Source organism: Polaribacter sp. OB-PA-B3 (assembly GCF_054589375.1).
The window spans coordinates 21,139-41,079 of sequence record NZ_BAAIIX010000002.1 but is presented as its reverse complement, the minus strand read 5'-3'; the positions used below and the strand labels follow the sequence as shown (position 1 = coordinate 41,079).

At 30.2% G+C, this 19,941-nt stretch carries 13 protein-coding genes, 1 other RNA gene and 1 riboswitch; of the genes, 4 read left to right on the top strand and 10 right to left on the bottom strand.

The window, feature by feature from the left end; genetic code table 11:
* Positions 1-48: 48 nt before the first annotated feature.
* The 7 genes from ACYPV9_RS03820 to ACYPV9_RS03790 form a co-directional block, all read right to left on the bottom strand.
* Positions 49-2,823, bottom strand: a complete 2,775-nt coding sequence (locus ACYPV9_RS03820; RefSeq protein WP_459741723.1) for a bifunctional aconitate hydratase 2/2-methylisocitrate dehydratase — start codon at positions 2,821-2,823, stop codon at positions 49-51.
* A 229-nt stretch (positions 2,824-3,052) separates the two neighbouring features.
* Positions 3,053-3,359: RNase P RNA component class A (rnpB, locus tag ACYPV9_RS03815), an RNA gene on the bottom strand.
* A 187-nt stretch (positions 3,360-3,546) separates the two neighbouring features.
* Positions 3,547-4,686, bottom strand: coding sequence for a molecular chaperone DnaJ (gene dnaJ, locus ACYPV9_RS03810; protein ID WP_459741721.1), 1,140 nt, complete (start codon positions 4,684-4,686; stop codon positions 3,547-3,549).
* Positions 4,687-4,755: 69 nt separating this feature from the next.
* Positions 4,756-5,304, bottom strand: a complete 549-nt coding sequence (locus ACYPV9_RS03805) for a nucleotide exchange factor GrpE (protein ID WP_077811333.1) — start codon at positions 5,302-5,304, stop codon at positions 4,756-4,758.
* A gap of 101 nt (positions 5,305-5,405) precedes the next feature.
* Positions 5,406-6,716 carry a UDP-N-acetylglucosamine 1-carboxyvinyltransferase gene (gene murA, locus ACYPV9_RS03800; protein ID WP_459741719.1) on the bottom strand — a complete coding sequence of 437 codons (1,311 nt, stop codon included), beginning with the start codon at positions 6,714-6,716 and terminating at the stop codon, positions 5,406-5,408.
* A 6-nt stretch (positions 6,717-6,722) separates the two neighbouring features.
* Complete coding sequence (locus ACYPV9_RS03795) at positions 6,723-7,373, bottom strand: DUF4290 domain-containing protein (protein WP_299061106.1); 651 nt, start codon at positions 7,371-7,373, stop codon at positions 6,723-6,725.
* A 128-nt stretch (positions 7,374-7,501) separates the two neighbouring features.
* Positions 7,502-9,823: an ATP-dependent helicase gene (locus ACYPV9_RS03790; RefSeq protein WP_459741716.1), complete on the bottom strand. Its 2,322-nt coding sequence runs from the start codon at positions 9,821-9,823 to the stop codon at positions 7,502-7,504.
* Positions 9,824-10,104: 281 nt separating this feature from the next.
* Here ACYPV9_RS03790 and ACYPV9_RS03785 point away from each other — a divergent pair, with 281 nt between their 5' ends.
* Genes ACYPV9_RS03785 through ACYPV9_RS03775 form a run of 3 tightly spaced genes read left to right on the top strand, consistent with a single transcriptional unit; the run spans position 10,105 to position 11,956 of the window.
* Positions 10,105-10,719, top strand: a complete 615-nt coding sequence (locus tag ACYPV9_RS03785) for a SatD family protein (protein WP_459741715.1) — start codon at positions 10,105-10,107, stop codon at positions 10,717-10,719.
* Between the two features lies 1 nt (position 10,720).
* Entirely contained in the window at positions 10,721-11,440 is a 720-nt protein-coding gene (locus tag ACYPV9_RS03780; protein WP_459741713.1) for a DUF3307 domain-containing protein, read from the top strand.
* 3 nt (positions 11,441-11,443) lie between these two features.
* Positions 11,444-11,956: a DUF7935 family protein gene (locus ACYPV9_RS03775; protein WP_459741711.1), complete on the top strand. Its 513-nt coding sequence runs from the start codon at positions 11,444-11,446 to the stop codon at positions 11,954-11,956.
* 68 nt (positions 11,957-12,024) lie between these two features.
* On the opposite strand, the gene ACYPV9_RS03770 is transcribed toward ACYPV9_RS03775, so the two are convergent.
* Complete coding sequence (locus ACYPV9_RS03770) at positions 12,025-13,962, bottom strand: TonB-dependent receptor plug domain-containing protein (RefSeq protein ID WP_459741709.1); 1,938 nt, start codon at positions 13,960-13,962, stop codon at positions 12,025-12,027.
* A gap of 83 nt (positions 13,963-14,045) precedes the next feature.
* Positions 14,046-14,243, bottom strand: a riboswitch (cobalamin riboswitch).
* 55 nt (positions 14,244-14,298) lie between these two features.
* On the opposite strand from ACYPV9_RS03770, the gene ACYPV9_RS03765 reads away from it, so the two are divergent.
* Positions 14,299-15,429: an ABC transporter substrate-binding protein gene (locus tag ACYPV9_RS03765; RefSeq protein ID WP_459741707.1), complete on the top strand. Its 1,131-nt coding sequence runs from the start codon at positions 14,299-14,301 to the stop codon at positions 15,427-15,429.
* A gap of 172 nt (positions 15,430-15,601) precedes the next feature.
* Here ACYPV9_RS03765 and ACYPV9_RS03760 read toward each other — a convergent pair whose 3' ends face one another.
* Together ACYPV9_RS03760 and ACYPV9_RS03755 are read right to left on the bottom strand one after the other, a co-directional pair.
* Positions 15,602-16,921 (bottom strand): LuxR C-terminal-related transcriptional regulator, encoded by a 1,320-nt coding sequence (locus ACYPV9_RS03760; protein WP_459741705.1) that lies wholly within the window; start codon positions 16,919-16,921, stop codon positions 15,602-15,604.
* A 189-nt stretch (positions 16,922-17,110) separates the two neighbouring features.
* Positions 17,111-19,849 (bottom strand): DNA gyrase/topoisomerase IV subunit A, encoded by a 2,739-nt coding sequence (locus tag ACYPV9_RS03755; RefSeq protein ID WP_459741703.1) that lies wholly within the window; start codon positions 19,847-19,849, stop codon positions 17,111-17,113.
* Positions 19,850-19,941 lie beyond the last annotated feature (92 nt).

The window sequence follows — 19,941 nt, the reverse complement described above, 5'->3', positions numbered from 1 at the left end:
TCCTGAGTATAAAACTCAGGATTTTTCAAAATTTATATAGATTTTTAATTATCTAACTAATTGTTTTTGTGAAGGCTTAAATTTAGTTAAAATTATACCATCAACTGCAGCTTCATATTCTGCCATAGTTGGTGTTCTTCCTAAAATTGTTGATAAAACAACTACTGGTGTAGATGATAATAATGACTCACCTTTTTTCTCTCCAGAATCTTTTACCACTCTTCCTTGGAACAAACGTGTAGAAGTTGCCATTACTGTATCTCCTGGTTCTGCTTTTTCTTGATTACCCATACAAAGGTTACATCCTGGACGCTCTAAATACAACATGTTTTCGTATTTGGTACGTGCTAATCCTTTTGGAGCGCTATCGTCAAACTCGAATCCTGAGTATTTTACTAAAACATCCCAATCACCTTCTTCTTTAAGTTCGTCTACAATATTATATGTTGGCGGCGCAACTACTAAAGGTGCTTTAAATTCTACTTTACCATTTTGAGCTTCGACATTTTTAAGCATTTGAGCTAAAATTTTCATGTCTCCTTTATGAACCATACAAGATCCTATGAAACCTAAATCTACTTTTTTAGTTCCTCCGTAATATGATAATGGTCTAATGTTATCGTGTGTATAACGTTTTGAAACATCTTCGTTATTTACATCTGGATCTGCAATCATTGGTTCAGCAATTTCATCTAAATCAATAACAACTTCTGCATAATATTTGGCATCTGCATCTGGTCTTAAAGATGGTTTAATACCAGTTTTAAGCTCAGTTATTCTAGTTTCTGCTTTATCTACAAGACCTTTAAGTACACCTTTTGCATTATCCATACCTTTATCAATCATGATTTGGATACGACCTTTTGCAATTTCTAATGACTCGATTAAAGTATCGTCTTCTGAAATACAGATAGACGCCTTAGCTTTCATTTCTGCAGTCCAATCTGTAAATGTAAAAGCTTCGTCTGCAGTTAAAGTACCAATATGTACTTCGATTACACGACCTTGGAATACATTTTCACCTCCAAATTGCTTTAACATTTGTTGTTGTGTTGCGTGTACTACATCACGGAAATCCATGTAAGATTTCATTTGTCCTTTAAAGGTTACTTTAACAGATTCTGGAATTGGCATAGACGCTTCACCTGTTGCTAGTGCTAAAGCTACAGTACCAGAATCTGCACCAAAAGCAACACCTTTAGACATACGTGTGTGCGAATCTCCACCAATAATGATGTCCCAATCTCCAACAGTAATATCGTTAAGAACTTTATGAATAACATCTGTCATTGGGAAATATTTTCCTTTTGGATCACGACCAGTAATTAAACCAAAATCGTTCATAAAGCTCATCAATCTTGGAATATTAGCTTTAGATTTATCATCCCAAACTGATGCTGTATGGCAACCAGATTGGTATGCACCATCTACAATTGGAGAAATAACTGTGGCAGCCATCATTTCTAATTCTTGAGAAGTCATTAAACCTGTAGTATCTTGAGAACCTACGATATTTACTTCTGCACGAACGTAAGAACCTGCATGCAATGTTGCTCCGGATGTACCTACTGCATTTTTATTGAATATTTTCTCTACAGCTGTTAAACCTTGACCTTCGATTGATACTTCTTTTGAAGGTGCGTATACTTGCGGCACTTCAATACCTAAAGTTTTACAAGCAAATGTTTGTAATTTTTTACCGAAAACAACTGCATAAGAACCACCTGCTTTCATAAACTCCATCTTTTGCGGAGTAAAAGCAGCAGAAATATCTTTTAATTCTGTTTTACCGTGGTATAATTTTTTCTCTTTTGTATTTATTGTTAAAACTGTACCTGTTTCTACAGAATACATTTGTTTTAAAATTGGTTCTCCATCTTCATCTACAATAGTATTTCCTTCTGCATCTTTTTGTATAACCCAGTTTTTTAAATCTAAACCGATACCTCCTGTTACGCCAACAGTTGTTAAGAAAATTGGAGCAATACCATTTGTACCTGCAATTACTGGTGCAATATTAATAAAAGGTACATAAGGACTTGAAGGAATACCTGTCCATAATGCAACATTATTTACACCAGACATTCTAGACGATCCAACTCCCATAGTTCCCTTTTCGGCAATTAACATTACTCGCTTATCAGGATGTTGTTCTTTTAAAGCTAACAATTCATTTTGCATGTCTTTGTTATGCTCAAACATACATTGCCCATGTAACTCACGATCTGAACGTGAATGTGCATCACCTCCAGGTGATAACAAATCTGTAGAAATATCACCAACACCGGCAATATAGGTTACTACCTCTATCTCCTCTTCTAATTCTGGAAGCTTTGTAAAGAACTCTGCTTTAGCATAACTTTCAATAATATCTTTAGCAATAGCACTTCCGTTATTATAAGCCTCCTCTAAACGATCTGTATCTGCTTCGTATAAAAATACTTGTGTTTTTAATACTTTTGCTGCTTTATTAGCTATTTCTTCATCAGTACCTAAAGCTAAATCTAACAATACTCTAACGGAAGGCCCACCTTTCATATGAGATAATTGCTCGAAAGCAAAATCCATTGAAATTTCCGGAACCATAGATTCACCTAAAATAATCTCTTTTAAAAACTTAGCTTTTACAACTGCGGCACTTGTGGTACCCGGTAAAACATTATAAATAAAGAAGTTTAAAGATTGTTCTCTATACTCGTTATTTGTGTCTTTAATTTGCTCTATAATTGCGCTTAATAAATCTGCACCATCAATTGGTTGTGGATGAAGTCCTTTCGTTTTTCGTTCTTCAATCTGTTTTAGGTAATCTTTATAAATACTCATGAAAGAAATCTTTTATTACTGTAAGTCTTTTGTTAAAAATTTTAAAGAATTAAGTTTTAAACTCTTTAAAATTTATTCTCGCAAACTTACATTTTTTATATTAATTTTAAAAGATAAATAACCGATTGCAATAATTAATAAATAAATAAAGGCAATTTTCTAAATAGCTGAATATTATTCAATAAAAAAGAAGATAATCTATTTTTTATTAAGGATATCGTAATTAATTAAAAAAAGCAGGCTAATAAGCCGAATTCTGTTCCTTATAAATAAGGCTCTTATCATTTATCTAGTTCTAAAATTACTCTTAGAATCTATCTGTCTACCCTTTAGAATCGAGCGAGTAGCTCTCAAGCTCTAATATACATGACATTGCACCTCATAGAGTTTACCTGGTTTCACTACAGCCGAACTGTACTTGCTTTCTGTTGCACTTGTCCTCAACTTACGCTGGACGGATGTTATCCGCTATGATACTCTTTGGTGTCCGGACTTTCCTTCTTAATTAAATTAAGACGATAAGATAAGCCTGCTTTAAATTATATGTTACGATTTCTATTTGATAAAAAAAACCCACTCAATAAATTGAGTGGGAAAAATTGCTATGAAAAAGAAAAAGTGTTGTTGGCGAACCAACAACACTGCAAATATATATTAAATCTTCTAAAAAATGAATTCTTTTTATTTAATATTCATTTTTTTACTAATTTTTTTAACATATGTCTACGAAAACATATCTTTAACCTTCTCAAAAAATGATTTATCTGATTTATTTGGTGCAGGTACAAAGTTATCGTCATTCATCATTTTATCAAAAAACTGCTTTTGTTCTTTGTTTAACTCTTGCGGTGTCCAAACATTAATATGGATTAAAAAATCTCCTGTACCATATCTTTCTATACTTGGTAAACCTTTCCCTTTTAATCTTAAAATTTTTCCAGATTGTGTACCCGCATCAATTTTAATTTTCACCTTACCTGTTACAGTTTCTACTTCTTTACTTGTACCTAAAACTGCTTCAGAAAAGTTTACATACAAATCATAGTGAATATTTGTTCCTTCTCTTTTTAAAGTATCATGCTGAATTTCTTCAATCAAAACTAATAAATCTCCTGCAATAGAGTTTTTACCAGGAGCTTCATTACCTTTACCTCCTACTTTTAATTGAACTCCTTCTGTTACACCAGCAGGTATGTTAATAGAAACTGTTTCTTCTGCAACAATTAAACCTTGTGCATCTGCTCCATTTGGTTTGCTACTAATAATTTCTCCTGCACCAGAACAAGTACCACAAGTTGTTGCGGTTTGCATTCTACCTAATATTGTGTTTGTAACTCGCATTTGCTGACCAGATCCATTACAAGTTGTACATGTTTTGTAGGTTACTCCGTCAGCTTGAACTTTACGCTTTACTTTTACTTTTTTCTCAACTCCTTTTGCAATTTCTTCTAAAGTAAGTTTTACACGAATTCTCATGTTACTTCCTTTAACTCTTGCTTGACGCTGGCCACCGCCACCACCAAAACCACCACCAAAGCCGCGGCCGAAACCGCCACCGCCAAAGATGTCTCCGAATTGGCTAAATATGTCATCCATATTCATACCACCGCCACCAAAACCGCCACCACCTTGTGGACCATCAAAAGCAGCATGACCGTATTGATCGTATCTTGCTTTTTTGTTTTCGTCGCTTAAAACTTCATAAGCTTCTGCAGCTTTTTTAAAGTTTTCTTCTGCAGTTTTATCATCAGGATTTTTATCTGGATGATATTTTATAGCCATTTTTCTATAAGCCTTCTTAATTTCTGCTTGAGTTGCAGATTTAGAAATACCTAATATTTCGTAAAAATCTTGTTTTGCCATTTTTATTTCAATTATCAATTAACAGTAATCAATGATCAATGGTAATTGTGCATTGTTAATTGTAACTACTTATTGTCCGATTACCACCTTAGGGTAACGGATAATTTTATCTCCTAATTTATACCCTTTTTCTACACAGTCGATTACTTTACCTTTTAAATCTTCTGACGGAGCAGGTATTTGCGTAATTGCTTCATGAATTTCTGCATCAAAAGTATCGCCAGCTTTTGTTTCTACTTTTGATAAACCTTTTTGCTCTAAAGTGTTATAGAATTTTTGATAAATTAGCAATACACCTTTTCTTAATTCTTCTGCTTCTTTATCTTCTTCAATATGTGTCAGTGCACGCTCAAAATCATCAATAATTGGCAGTAAAGATGTCATTAATTCTTGTCCTGCAGTTTTAAATAACTCTATTCTTTCTCTTGATGTTCTTTTTTTATAATTTTCAAACTCTGCAAATAAGCGTAAAAACTTATCTTTTTCAGCTTGAATTAACTCTTCTGCGGTTGGCTCTTCTTTAGCAACATCTGCTTCAATCTCTTGATTTTCTTCAACTTGAGAAGTACTTTGCTCGTTTTTAAGTTCTTCTTCCTTTATATTTTCTTTCTTACTCATTTCTTTGTAATCATTTAATTGTCTACTACTTAATGGCAAAAATGTTGCCAACAAAAAAAATAGTGTCAAACTGACACTATTTTCATTTTATATACTTAAAATTAATCTTCTATTCTTTCAATTTTAGCTCCAATAGATTTTAATCTAGCTTCAATGTTTTCATAACCTCGATCTATTTGTTCGATGTTGTTAATTATTGAAGTTCCTTTTGCTGAAAGTGCTGCGATTAATAGAGAAATTCCTGCTCTAATATCTGGTGAGGTCATTTTAGTTGCTTTTAATTGACTCTCGAAATTGTGCCCAATTACTGTTGCCCTATGCGGATCACATAAAATAACTTTTGCACCCATATCTATCAATTTATCAACAAAAAACAAACGACTTTCGAACATTTTTTGATGTATTAAAACGGTTCCTTTTGCTTGTGTAGCAATTACCAAAACAATACTTAATAAATCTGGTGTAAAACCAGGCCAAGGTGCATCTGCTACTGTTAATACAGAACCATCTATATAGTTTTGTATTTCGTAAGACTCTTGTTCTGGAATATAAATATCATCACCTTTTTTCTCTAAAGTGATTCCTAATTTTCTAAAAACACTTGGTATTTGTCCTAAATCTTTCCAACTAACATTTTTAATTGTTAATTCTGATCTTGTCATAACTGCAACACCAATCCAAGAGCCAATTTCAATCATATCTGGCAAAACCGTATGTTCGCAACCTCCTAAAGAATCAACTCCTTCAATAACTAACAAGTTAGAACCAACACCAGAAATTTTGGCACCCATAGCATTCAACATTTTAGATAATTGTTGAATATAAGGTTCACAAGCTGCGTTGTAGATTTTTGTAACACCTTTTGCTAATACGGCAGCCATTAAAATATTTGCTGTACCTGTAACAGATGCTTCATCTAACAACATTTCTGTTCCTTGAAGCTCATCTGCCTCTACTCCGTAAAAATATTCTTCTTTATTATATCTAAATTTTGCACCTAATCTAATAAAGCCTTCAAAATGCGTGTCTAATCTTCTTCTACCAATTTTATCGCCACCTGGCCTAGGTATATAACCTTTACCAAACCTTGCTAATAATGGACCAACAATCATAATAGAACCTCTTAAAGAGCTTCCATCTCTTTTAAAGTCTTCAGATTCTAAGTATTCTAAATTAATATCATCTGCTTGAAAAGCATATGCATTACTACTTAACTTCTCTACTTTTACACCTAATTCTCCTAAAATAAAAATTAATTTATTTACATCAATAATATCTGGAACGTTGTTTACTACTACTCTTTCCGGAGTTAATAAAACAGCACAAAGTATTTGTAAAACTTCATTTTTTGCTCCTTGAGGTGTAATTGTTCCGTTTAATTTATGTCCGCCTTCAATTTTAAATGATGCCATAAATGCTTATCTTTTTCTATTTTTATGTTGATTATTGTGTTGTTTCTTATAATTACTCTTAGAATTATTCTGACCTTGAGAATTTCTTTTTCTAAGTAAGTTTTTACTTTCAGAAAGTGGCTCTGTTGTTTCTCTTAAATCTATTTTACCATCTGATAGATCGAATAAATGTTTAAAAATAACTTTATCGTCCACTGTATCTTTGTTCCAATTTAGGTAACATTTTTTCATGTGATTGGCAATCGTATAAACCAATGCTTCCTTTTTTTCTCCTTCTTCCCAACTTAAAGCGACATCTATCATGGTTTGTATGTTGTTGCCATAATAACGATATCTAGATGCTGATTTAGGGTATGCCAAACCTTCTGGTTTTTCTCTAAGTTCTTCTTTTGAAGGCTGCGGATACGGAGATTCTACATCTAATTTAAAATCAGACATAATATATAATTGATCCCAAAGTTTGTGTTTAAAATCTGGCACGTCGCGCAAATGAGGTTGTAAATTACCCATTACATCTACAATTGCTTTGGCCATTTTGTCTCTTTCTTCTTTAGTTTCTAAAGCTACACAATGGTCTACTAATTTTTGTATGTGTCTGCCGTATTCTGGTATAATCATTAACGGTCTTCCTGAATTGTACTCTAAATCGAATGTCATTTATATATTTTTGAGAAGTGTTCTCGATACATTTTCCTTTATCATTTTATCAAAAGAAAACACTAGAACTGACAAGTTATATTTTGTAGTTTTTTAAAGTTGCAAAATAGCAATTTATTTTTAGTTATTTACCCAATCACTTTTAATTTAGCAAATTGTAATAGTAATTTCTTTTTACCTGCGGTAGCAAACTGAATTTCTGCTTTTTTGTCGGGGCCTTTACCTTCTATACCTATAACTGTTCCTTTACCAAATCTATTGTGCTCTACAATATTTCCTTTTAATATTTCTCCATCAAAAAGATTCATTTTTGGCGAAACGTTAGAAACTTTTTTTAAGTTTTTTGGTATTGCTATTTCTTTTTTCTTAGCCAAATCTCGCTCCATTTTTTTACGTTGAATTGGTTTCTGAAAACGAATTCCTTTTGGCGCATCATCAAAAATACTTTTGTCTAAAAAATTATTTACTGCCGGACTCGGACTTTTTGGTGTTATGTAATTTAAATATTGATCGTCTATTTCTTCTAAAAACCTACTTGGTTCTGCATCTACTAACTTACCCCATCTGTAACGAGTTTGTGCATACGTTAAATAAGCTACTTTTTCTGCCCTAGTTAATGCAACATAAAACAACCTTCTTTCTTCTTCTAACTCGCTTCTTGTATTCATGCTCATTGCAGACGGAAATAAATTTTCTTCTAATCCTACTACATAAACATACAAATATTCCAATCCTTTAGATTGGTGAATTGTCATTAAAGAAACGGTTGGTTTGTCATCATTTTTTTCTGAATCAAAATCTGTGGCTAATGCAACATCTTCTAAAAAAGTAGTTAAAGATGCGTCTTGCCCTTCTTCTATTTTATCAGTAATAAAATCTTTAATTCCGTTTAAAAGTTCTTGTACGTTTTCTACTTTGCTTACGGCTTCTGGTGTACCATCTTTTTCTAAATCTTTAATTAATTGCGTTTGTTTTACAACAGTTTCTGCAATTTCGAAAGCATTTTTAGTTTTAGCTTCTATTTGAAAACGTAGCATCATGTTCATAAAATTCTGAAGCTTATTCTTTGTTCCAGAATTAATTTTAAGATCTATTTTATCTATGTATTTAATAATATCGAAAATAGATTTTTTATAATGATTTGCTGCTATTGTTAGCTTATCTATTGTTGTTGCACCAATACCTCTTGCAGGATAATTTATAATTCTTTTTAACGCTTCTTCATCATTAGGATTGATTAAAATACGTAAATAAGATAGAATATCTTTGATTTCTTTTCTTTGATAGAAAGAGATTCCTCCATAAATTTTATAATCAATATTTTTTTTACGTAAAGCATCTTCGATTGCTCTCGATTGTGAGTTTGTTCTGTATAAAACACAAAAATCACTAGGTTTAAGCTGATGATTCATTTGGTTTTCCCAAATAGATTGTGCCACAAACCTACCTTCTTCTCCGTCTGATATTGTGCGCATTACATTAATAGCGTCTCCAGCGTCATTAGACGTCCAAACTTCTTTATCTAACTTTGTTTTATTTTTTTCGATTACAGAATTTGCTGCATTTACAATATTACTTGTAGAACGGTAATTTTGCTCTAATTTAAATGTTTTAACCTCTGGATAATCTTTCTGAAAATTTAAAATATTCTGAATATTTGCTCCTCTAAAACTATAAATACTTTGCGAGTCGTCTCCTACCACACAAATGTTACCAAATTTATCTGCTAAAGCACGAACAATAATGTATTGAGAGTGGTTTGTATCTTGATACTCATCTACCATAATGTATCTAAACCTATCTTGGTATTTTGCTAAAACTTCTGGAAAACGTGCTAACAACTCATTGGTTCTTAATAATAAATCATCAAAATCCATTGCGCCTGCTTTAAAACATCTATCTACATATGCTTTATAAATATCACCTACTTTTGGTCTGCTTGCATGCATGTCTGCTTCTTGCAAATCAGAATTATTAAAATAAGCTCTAACAGTTATTAAACTGTTTTTAAATGAAGATATTCTTCCTAAAATCTGTTTTGCTTTATAACGCTCTTTGTCTAAGCCCATTTCTTTAATAATGGCACTTATTAATCTTACAGAGTCTTGGGTATCGTAAATTGTAAAATTGGTAGGAAAACCAAGCTTATCTGCTTCTGAACGTAAAATTCTTGCAAAAACAGAGTGAAAAGTTCCCATCCAAAGATTTTTTGCCTCACTTTGTCCTACAACAGAGGCAATTCTAGCCTTCATTTCTTTTGCTGCTTTATTGGTAAAGGTTAAAGACAAAATATTAAAAGAATCTACACCTTGCTTCATTAAATGAGCAATTCTATAGGTTAATACACGTGTTTTACCAGAACCGGCACCAGCAATAATTATCATTGGTCCATCCTTTTGTATAACAGCTTGCCTTTGCGGCTCATTTAAAGATTCTAAGTAATTATTCAAGAGATATTTTTTTGAAGTATTTAGGCGTTAAAATTAACGAAACTAATTGTGATTTTAAGTAACGGATACTATTACTTATTCACAAATTATTCCACATTTACAAATTCTATTTATTTTGTAATTTAAGTAAATAACTATGTTTCACCAACATTAATAACTTAAAACAGATAAAACAAAATATCTGCTTAAAAACAGATAAGTACAAATATCTGCTTAAAAACAGATAAAATTACTTTTTAATATTAAATTTTAGTATATTTACTTAAATTATCTACAAATATATGACTAGTATTTTAACAGGAGATGTTATCAACTCTAGAAAAACTAACAATATCGATTGGCTAAAATCTCTAAAAGAAATTTTAGCTCATTTTGGCGAATCCCCAAAATACTGGCAAATTTATAGAGGCGATAGTTTTCAAGTAGAAGTTAAAAAACCTGAAGAAGCCTTTTTAGTTGCTTTAAAAATAAAATCGACACTAAAAAGTATTGCTAACATAGATGTTAGAATTGGTATAGGAATTGGTAAAAAAGAGTACAATGCTGATAAGATTACAGAAGCCAACGGAGAAGCTTTTATTAATTCTGGTTTTGCTTTTGACAACTATTTAAAAAAACAAAGTCTAGCCATAAAAACACCATGGAAAGAAATAGATAGAACATTTAATATTGCTTTTGATTTGGCTTTATTAACTATAGATTCTTGGTCTGCAAATTCTGCAGAAGTATTTAAAATCGTTTTAGAAAACCCAAAAATCACTCAAAAAGAAATTGCAAAGATGCTTAATATTACCCAAGGTAGAGTTAGCGAAAGACAAAAAAGAGCTGGTTTAGAACCATTACTAAAATTAGACAATCTTTTTAGAGATTTTATAACACAAAAAATAAGTAATTAATATGTTATTGTTTTTAAAATTTCTATTAGCTCATATATTAGGTGATTTTGTATTACAGTCTAACAAATGGGTAAAAGATAAAGAAGAAAAAAAAATAAAATCTTCTAAATTATACCTACACATTAGCATTCACGCACTTTTATTATTAATTCTTCTTGAATTTAAATTGAATACATATTGGCTTGGTTTTCTTGTAATTGTATCAACACATTTTATTATTGACTTACTAAAACTATATTTTCAAAATGATAAAACTAAAAGAAATTGGTTTTTTATAGATCAATTGCTACATATAATTGTATTACTACTCACAACTTCTATCTATCAGAGTTTACATATAGATTTCGCAAAAATTTTTACCCAACAAAATTTACTTTTAATAGTTGCGTTATTTTTAGTTACAAGTGTATCTGGCGTTATTATTAAAGTTTTTATAACCCAATGGAGCCCCGAAACGAAAATAAATAACGATGATTCTTTAGCTAAAGCAGGAAGATATATTGGTATTTTAGAACGTCTTTTTGTTTTTATTTTTATTCTAACAAATCATTGGGAAGCTATCGGTTTCTTATTAGCAGCAAAGTCTGTTTTTAGATTTGGTGATTTAACATCTTCTAAAGACAGAAAATTAACCGAATACATTTTAATTGGTACATTATTAAGTTTTGGTTTTGCTATTATAATAGGAATCTTATATTCGTATATTTTAAATACAATTTAATTAATGGAAGATAAATTTATTGAAAGTATTGCTTACGTATTGCCTGCAGTAGTTACAGGTTTTGTAACATATTATATGTTTAACGGCTTTATAGGTAATAGAATTTCTGAAAAGAAATTAGAACTTTTAGCACAGCAAAAAAAAGAATCTTTACCAATTAAACTGCAAGCTTACGAACGTTTAATGCTGTTTTGCGATAGAATAAACCCAGTAAAAATGCTTATGAGGATTCCGCCAATTTCTACAAACACACAAGATTATTTACAATTATTAATTGCAAATATAGAACAAGAATTTGACCACAACTTAGTGCAACAAATTTATGTGCAAGAAGAAACTTGGACGGCCGTTTACGCTGCAAAAAATGCTGTTATAAATAAATACAAACAAGTTGCAGAACAAGCAAACTCTGCAAATGAGCTAAGAGAAATTATTCTTACAGATTACAGCACACATACCCCGCCGACAGAAACTGCTATCGAATTTATAAAGAGAGAGGTTAAAATTTTATTATAAAAAAACTCCGTTTATTACAACTGCAATAAACGGAGTTTTCACTCTTTCTTTACAAGCAAATTTCCCTTCTAAAATTGTAATCGAACTCCTAACTTATAATTTATTCCTCTAGTAGAATATCCAAATACATCATCATAATCTTCATTTAAAAGATTAGTTACTGCTGCAAAAAACGTAACTGTATCTCCTAAAACTTTATAATTTGTCATAAAATCTAAAACCTGATAGTTTTCTAAAACAACATCTTGTCCAGCTGTTCCAAAAGAACCGTATCTATCAAAAATTGTTCTTTCTCCAACGTTTCTATAAGTAAAATTAAAAAACGCATTTTCAAACGGAGTAACATCTAAGCCTATAACCAACTTATTCTCTGGAATATAATCGTTAAAATCTTCTGTTACATCTCTATCTGTATACGTAAAGGATGCGTTAATAGCTAAAAATGAAGTTGGTACTACTTTAGTAGTTATTTCAAAACCGTTTGCATCAGAAGAACCATTACCATATTTAAATGTAGAAGCATCATAAATTATAGCATCTGTTTCTTTTCTGTTAAAGTAAACTGTTTCTAACTGTAACCAATCTTTATAACTTAAATCGAACCCAGCTTCAAAAGTTTTGTTTGATTCTGGGTTTAAATCTATATTACCAGAAAAACCATCATATAATTGATATAAACTAGGCGCAATAAAAGCTGTACTGTATGACGTAAATAATTTTAAAGCTGTAACATCTAAATTTAAAATAGAATAAGCTAAATTTCCGTCGTAAACGAAATGATTACCATATACATTATGCATATTTAAACGACCACCAACATTTACACTTACACCAAAATCCGAGATATAAACCAAACTTGCATAAGGATCTACAGTATTAAAATTAGCCAACCCTTTTTCTATTTTACCAAAAGGAGTAATTGTATTATTACTATGAATTTGATAATTTAAACCTGTAATTAGTTGTAATTGTTCTGTAAACTCATATCTATTTACTAAATCTACATTTACACTTCTACCTACAAATTCATAATCTTGTAAAACACCTGCAAAAGAGTTAAATTGACTTAAATCTCTTTCTACTACATTAGCAGAAGCTAATAAATATAATTGTCCTTTATCATATGTATATGTAGGCTTAAAACCAACTCTAAACTGCTCTTGACTACCAATATTTACTTTGCTATCAGCAAAAGCACCAGCATCAAAATCGTAATCAAATTCATCATAATTTAAAAAAGTTTCTAAAGTTAACTTCTCGTTTACTTTATAACCTAATTTTACTAAAGCGTTTTTAGAATAAAAAGCATCTGTTTCGAAAGTAGAATTAGTGTTACTTTTTGCAGATGAAATTCCGTTAACACCAGTTAAACTAAACGATCCTAAAAAATTAAATTTACCCAAAGTACCATTAACATTTATGTTTTGATTTCTATCAGATAAGCTTGCGCTAGAAGAATTTGCTGTATTATTAGTACCTAAACTAGTTTCAAAAGAACCTGAAATCTTATCAACAGAAGCCTTTTTTAACGTTATACTAATTACAGCGGTTGCTGCACCAGAACCATACAATGTAGATGATGCTCCTTTTAAAATCTCTATACTTTCTATTTGATTAACTGCTAATAAACGTAAATCAAATTCTTGATTAATTGCCGATTGATCTGTAACTGGCACACCATCAATTAAAACTAAAACTTGTCTAGCTCTACCACCTCTAATATTAATACTTCTTGGTTCTGATGGATTTGTATTTACTCCTTTAACGTCTATACCTGCAATATTGTTTAAAATCTCTACAACTGTTTTTCCAGAATTCTGAAGCAACATTTCTTGGGTAATTTTATGAATTACCTTACCAGTATTTTCTTTTTTTAAATTAAATTTAGTCGCAGTAACCACAACCTCTTTTAACGTTTCTACATTTTCTTTTTGTTTTTGAGCAAAAAGATTTGTGCTGACAAAACTACATGCCAATGCACCAACAATAATAAATTGTTTTTTCATTTTTAATTAATTTGATTTACAATAAATCAGGTAAATTTCGTGTACAAAAAATAGATTAGTACATAAACTTTTATCCCGAAAGTTTTTAACTTGTGATATTGGCAGGTTTCCTGACTTGCGTCTTGTAACAAACCTTCCCAACAATAAAATGTCAGTGGCAAAAGAGTAGTTACAAGCTTTTTAGCTTACAGTTGCGGGAACAGCTCTAGATTTTAACTAGATTCCCTTTTAATTTGATGCAAACCAATTTTTACATCAAAACCAAAATCGGCACAAATGTAGCTTATAAATTGATATTAAAAAACATTTTTGTAATCTTGTCTAAAAATAATTCTTATGCGTAAAAACTTTTCAAAAATCATTTTCATTTGCTTTCTTATTCTTTTTTACAATTGCAAAAAAAAAGGAGAAAATATAGATAATATAAATACAATAAAAAGTAAAATAAAATATGCACAAGGGTTTGATATTGTGTACGAAAACGGTGAAAAAAAGTTAATTATTAAGACGGCATTTAAAAATGATAAAACAGTCAAAAAATACGTAATAAGCAAAAATAACGGGCAATCAAATACAGAGAAGATAATTAAAACCCCTGTTAAAAAAATTATTGCTACCTCTACAACGCATATCCCAATGATAGAGTTGTTAAACGAAGAAACGGCAATTATTGGTTTTCCTAATTCTGAATACATTTCTTCCGAAAGAACCAGAAAACTTATTACAGAGGGAAAGATTAAAGAAATCGGTAAAGAAAACTCGTTAAATACAGAAATTATTTTAGACTTACAGCCAGAATTGGTAGTTGGTTACAGTGTTTCTAATGCAGATAAAAGCCTAACAACTTTACAAAAAGCTAATATAAATGTTATTTATAATGGAGATTGGCTTGAAGAAACACCATTAGGTCGAGCAGAATGGATTAAGTTCTTTGGTGTTTTGTTTGATAAAGAAAAAGAAGCTGATAGCATTTTTAAAGTGATAGAAAGAAATTACTTAGACGCAAAAGAAATAGCAACTTCGGCCAAATTAAAGCCAACTGTATTATCTGGTGCAATAATGAGTAAAGATATTTGGAATCTACCAGCTGGAGAAAGCTTTGTTGCGCAGTTTTTAAAAGATGCTAATTTAAATTACTTATGGAAAGACTCTAAAGGGAAAGGTAGTTTATCTTTAAGTTTTGAAAGTGTATTTGATATTGGAAAAAGTGCTGATTACTGGATAGCACCTGGATACTTCAGTTCTAAAGAACAATTATTAAAAAGTAATATACTTTATGAAAAATTTAATGCTTTTAAACAAAATAAAATCTTTACCCCTACAATTAAAAAAGGCAAAACTGGAGGCATTATATATTATGAACTTGCAGGTACTAGACCAGATTTGGTATTAAAAGATCTAATTAAAATTTGTAATCCAGATTTGCTTCCAGATTATAAATTAGCCTTTTTTGAAAAAATGCTATAAAAAAATAAAGCCTCTAATTTAAAATTAAAGACTTTATTATTAAAGACTGGGGGAATGCTTTTCTTATTATTCAAATTTAAAAAAAAAGTTATTAATTTATAGAAAAACAGGGGTGTTTTATGGGTAGTCATCGGGTAGTAAATGGGTAGTAAAACGATGTAAACCTTTAATTTTATTGATTTTTATCAATTGTTAACACTTCTTTCCTACTTTTAATATTTAATTTTCCGTAAATATTTTTTACATGAAACTTTACCGTATTAATAGATACATTTACCTCTAAAGCAATCTCTTTATTAGATTTACCAACAACAATTAAATCAAAAATTTCTCTCTCTCGAATACTTAAATTTTCGATGTCTTTAATTTTTGAATCATTATCTAAATTATTATTTAACAACTCTATTTCTTTATTGAAATTTATAATTTCTGTTCTCATGTAAGAATTTCTTTTTCTTAATGTTTTTTCTCTGTAAACTACAGCAAAAGATAAGGTAACTACCTGTACAAGTCCTCCAATTTTCATATTAAAAGGAGCATTGTCAAAAAATGAAATTCCGAAGTTTTTTAAAACAGTAAAATTAATTCCGTTAAACAGTATAATTACAAATGCAATTGTAAATAACTTAATATGGCCACTTTTTTTGATTAATAATACACTTAAAATCCAATAGGTTAAAAACAATACAAAAGTTAGTATATTTAAAATAACAAATAATTCTGATTTTCTAAAAAAATAGAACAACCCTACAAACAAAAATATATTAGCTAAAATTACTTGCGAATACTTTTTTAAATTAGGATAATAATTATCTACCAATAAAAAATTATGTGCAAACTTAAAAGAGAAAAAACCTAGAAAAAAGTAATTGAATAATATTAAATTATCGATTATTGTTCCATCAATATTGAAAAAATTAAACATGCCGTCTGATGCAAGAAAAGCAAAAACTAAACTGGACAATAAAAAACAATGATGAATAAAAGAATTATCTTTAAAGAAAAAATAATAAACAACACTAAAAATAATAATTAGAAAAGCGGCTCCGTAATAGAAGCTGTTAATTAAAATCTGTACACTCTCATCAAAATGATATTCTTCTTCTAATTTTAATTCGACCGGATAATATGCACTATATTCTGAACTAACTTTTATAAAAACAGGATAATCTCTTTGTATTTTATATGAAGTAAATCTAGAATTTTTTATTTTTTCTAATGGTCTTCTATTTTGATAAGCAATAGAATTGTTAGCTCTATAGTTTTTAATTCTAAAAATATAATTCTCTTTAGAATTAGATGCAGGTATTTTAAACCAATAAACTGCATCCGATTGTTTTTCTAAAATATTGTATTCTAAAAGCTTAAAAACTTTATCTTCTGCTTCTAGAACATCTAAATTAGCGTCATAATCTTTATAATAGTAAATTTCTGATTGAGAAAATGCGGCTAAAGAAAATAAAATAAATAATACTAAAATCCTACATTTCATAGCAACTTTATTAATCATTAAAAAAATGAATAATGTAAAAGAAATATTTTTATTAGAAAACTTAAGATAATCAGTTATGTTCTTTTACCTTACCTAAGGTACAACTTTAAATTCATCTTAAAAACATAAAATTAACATTTCCTTTTTTTTAACTTAAAATTAAGATATCAAAAAAAATAACTTTAGGTTTTAAAATAATTTTGTTTGATTTTCATCATCTCTTTTTTTCTCTTCAGCTTTTTTTCTAGCTATAGATTTTTGTAAAGCTATTTTGGCTTTTTCTTCCGCAGACAATTCTTCTATAATCGGTTTTTTAGTTTCTGGCTCTGGCACATCAATAGGTAATTTATCACTTAAAACCTCGGTATCGTCTTGTTCGGAATCGTTACTTAAAACCTCATCTTCAACTTCGTATGGTAAAGATTCTAAGAGGTTTACATTTTTAATCTTATCTGTTGTTAGTTGATTTCCTTGCGCTTTAATACCTTTTACAGCTATAAACTCCTCAAAATTAACTTCTTCATTCTCTAAACTTCTTTTAGAAAACTGAATTTCTGCTACAGGTCTATAATCTGTAGCTACAATTTCTAATTGAGACTTTGGATGATCTGAGATAAAAACCTCTTCCTTTTCAACTGATTCTATTAAAAATCGTTTTACATAATAACGCTCTTTTTCACCATCAAAATAAATTGCAGAAATTGGTTTTTTTGGTTGCCATTTTTCTAAAACAATCATATCGTCTTCGAAATGCATTGTTAAATCTGGCTTTACTGCTTTTGCTCTACCCGATTGTGTAATAATTAGCAATTTATCTTCTGCTCTAAACTCACCAAGAAGCTCTCCTCTTTCGTCTACATTTAAACGTTGTACCGTATCATCAAACCAAATTTTACGTGGTTTTAATGTAGAAACTCCTTCCGATTTAAAATCTATAGATTTAATAGAATATTTTGTAATTCTATTACCTCTTACAGATCTACCTTTTACTGCTAAATCTGCAAAATCTATATCCCATTTTAATTTCTTAACACTACCTACAGAACGTAAATTTACGGTTACAACTTCTGCTTCTCCGTTAGGATTTGCAGTAAAATAATGCACTATAGAACCTTTATTTCCGTTCGTTAAATCGTATTCTTTATCTCTTGTCACAGAAGTTACGTTAAAACGTTTCATATAAGACGGTCCTCTTGCGCCATCTCTGTACATAAAATTATAAACGGTTCTTTTATCTTTCTTTTTAAAGACGGCAACATGTATAATATCTTTGCCTACAAAGGTTTTAGAATCTACCTTTGTTACCATCATTTTACCATCTTTTCTAAAGATGATAATATCATCAATATCAGAACAGTCTGTAACAAATTCATCTCTTTTTAACGAAGTACCAACAAAACCTTCTGCTCTATTTACATAAAGTTTAGCATTATTCATTGCAACTTTAGAAGCTACAATATCATCAAAAATTCTAATCTCTGTTTTTCGCTCTTTTCCTTTGCCGTAAGTATCTTTTAGACGTTTAAAATAAGTAATTGCAAACTCTATTAAATTATCTAAATGCCCTTTTACCTCAGCAATCTTTTCTTCTAAACTTTCTATAAATTGTTTTGCTTTGTCAATATCAAACTTTGATATTTTCTTAATTCGAATTTCTGTTAAACGCGTAATATCTTCAACAGTAATTGCTCTTTTTAAATGTTTAATGTGTGGCTTTAATCCTTTATCGATTGCTTCAATTACACCATCCCAAGTTTCTTCTTCTTCTATATCTCTATAAATTCTATTTTCAATAAAAATTCTTTCTAAAGATGAAAAATGCCACTGTTCTTCTAATTCGTTTAATTGAATTTCTAATTCTTTTTTAAGCAACTCTACAGTTAAATCTGTAGAATGTTTTAACATTTCTGATACGCCTGCAAATACAGGTTTGTTATCTTGAATTGTACAAGCTAACGGAGAAATAGACGTTTCGCAATTTGTAAAAGCATACAACGCATCTATAGATTTATCTGGCGATACATTTGGCGGTAAATGCACCAAAATTTCTACTTCCGCAGCTGTATTATCTTCAATTTTTTTTATCTTAATTTTACCTTTATCATTGGCTTTTAAGATACTGTCTATTAAAGTTGTGGTAGTTGTAGAAAAAGGAATCTCTGTAATTACCAAAGTCTTTTTATCTAACTGAGAAATTTTTGCTCTTACACGTACTTTCCCACCACGTTTACCATCGTTGTAATTGGTAAAATCGGCAATTCCGCCCGTTAAAAAATCGGGTACAATTTTAAAACTTCTTCCTTTTAAATACTTTATAGAAGCATCTATTAATTCAATAAAATTATGTGGTAAAACTTTTGTTGATAAACCTACTGCAATTCCTTCTGCACCTTGTGCTAATAATAACGGAAACTTTACAGGTAAATCAATTGGTTCTTTTCTACGTCCATCATAAGACAACTTCCATTCTGTTGTCTTCGGATTAAACACAACGTCTAACGCAAACTTAGATAAACGAGCCTCTATATAACGAGAAGCTGCTGCGCGGTCACCGGTTAAAATATTACCCCAGTTACCTTGCATATCGATTAGTAATTCTTTCTGGCCAATTTGTACCATAGCATCTGCAATACTTGCATCTCCGTGCGGATGATATTGCATTGTATGACCAACAATATTTGCTACTTTATTGTAACGTCCATCGTCTAAATCTTTCATAGAATGCATAATTCTACGTTGCACTGGTTTTAAACCATCTTCTAAAGAAGGTACGGCTCTTTCTAAAATTACATACGAAGCATAATCTAAAAACCATTCTTTGTACATTCCTGTAACCTTAGTAATGGTTTCTTCTTGAGGCGAATCTAATTGTTCTCCTTCATTTGTTAATTCTTCTTCGTGTTCGTTTTCGTTTATTTCTTCACTCATGTAAAAAACGTTTATTCGTTTAAGAGTTTATTTATTTGTTATTTGGGCGTTTTAACAGGCTTTACGTTATATCTTTTTAGTTTTGTTCTCTA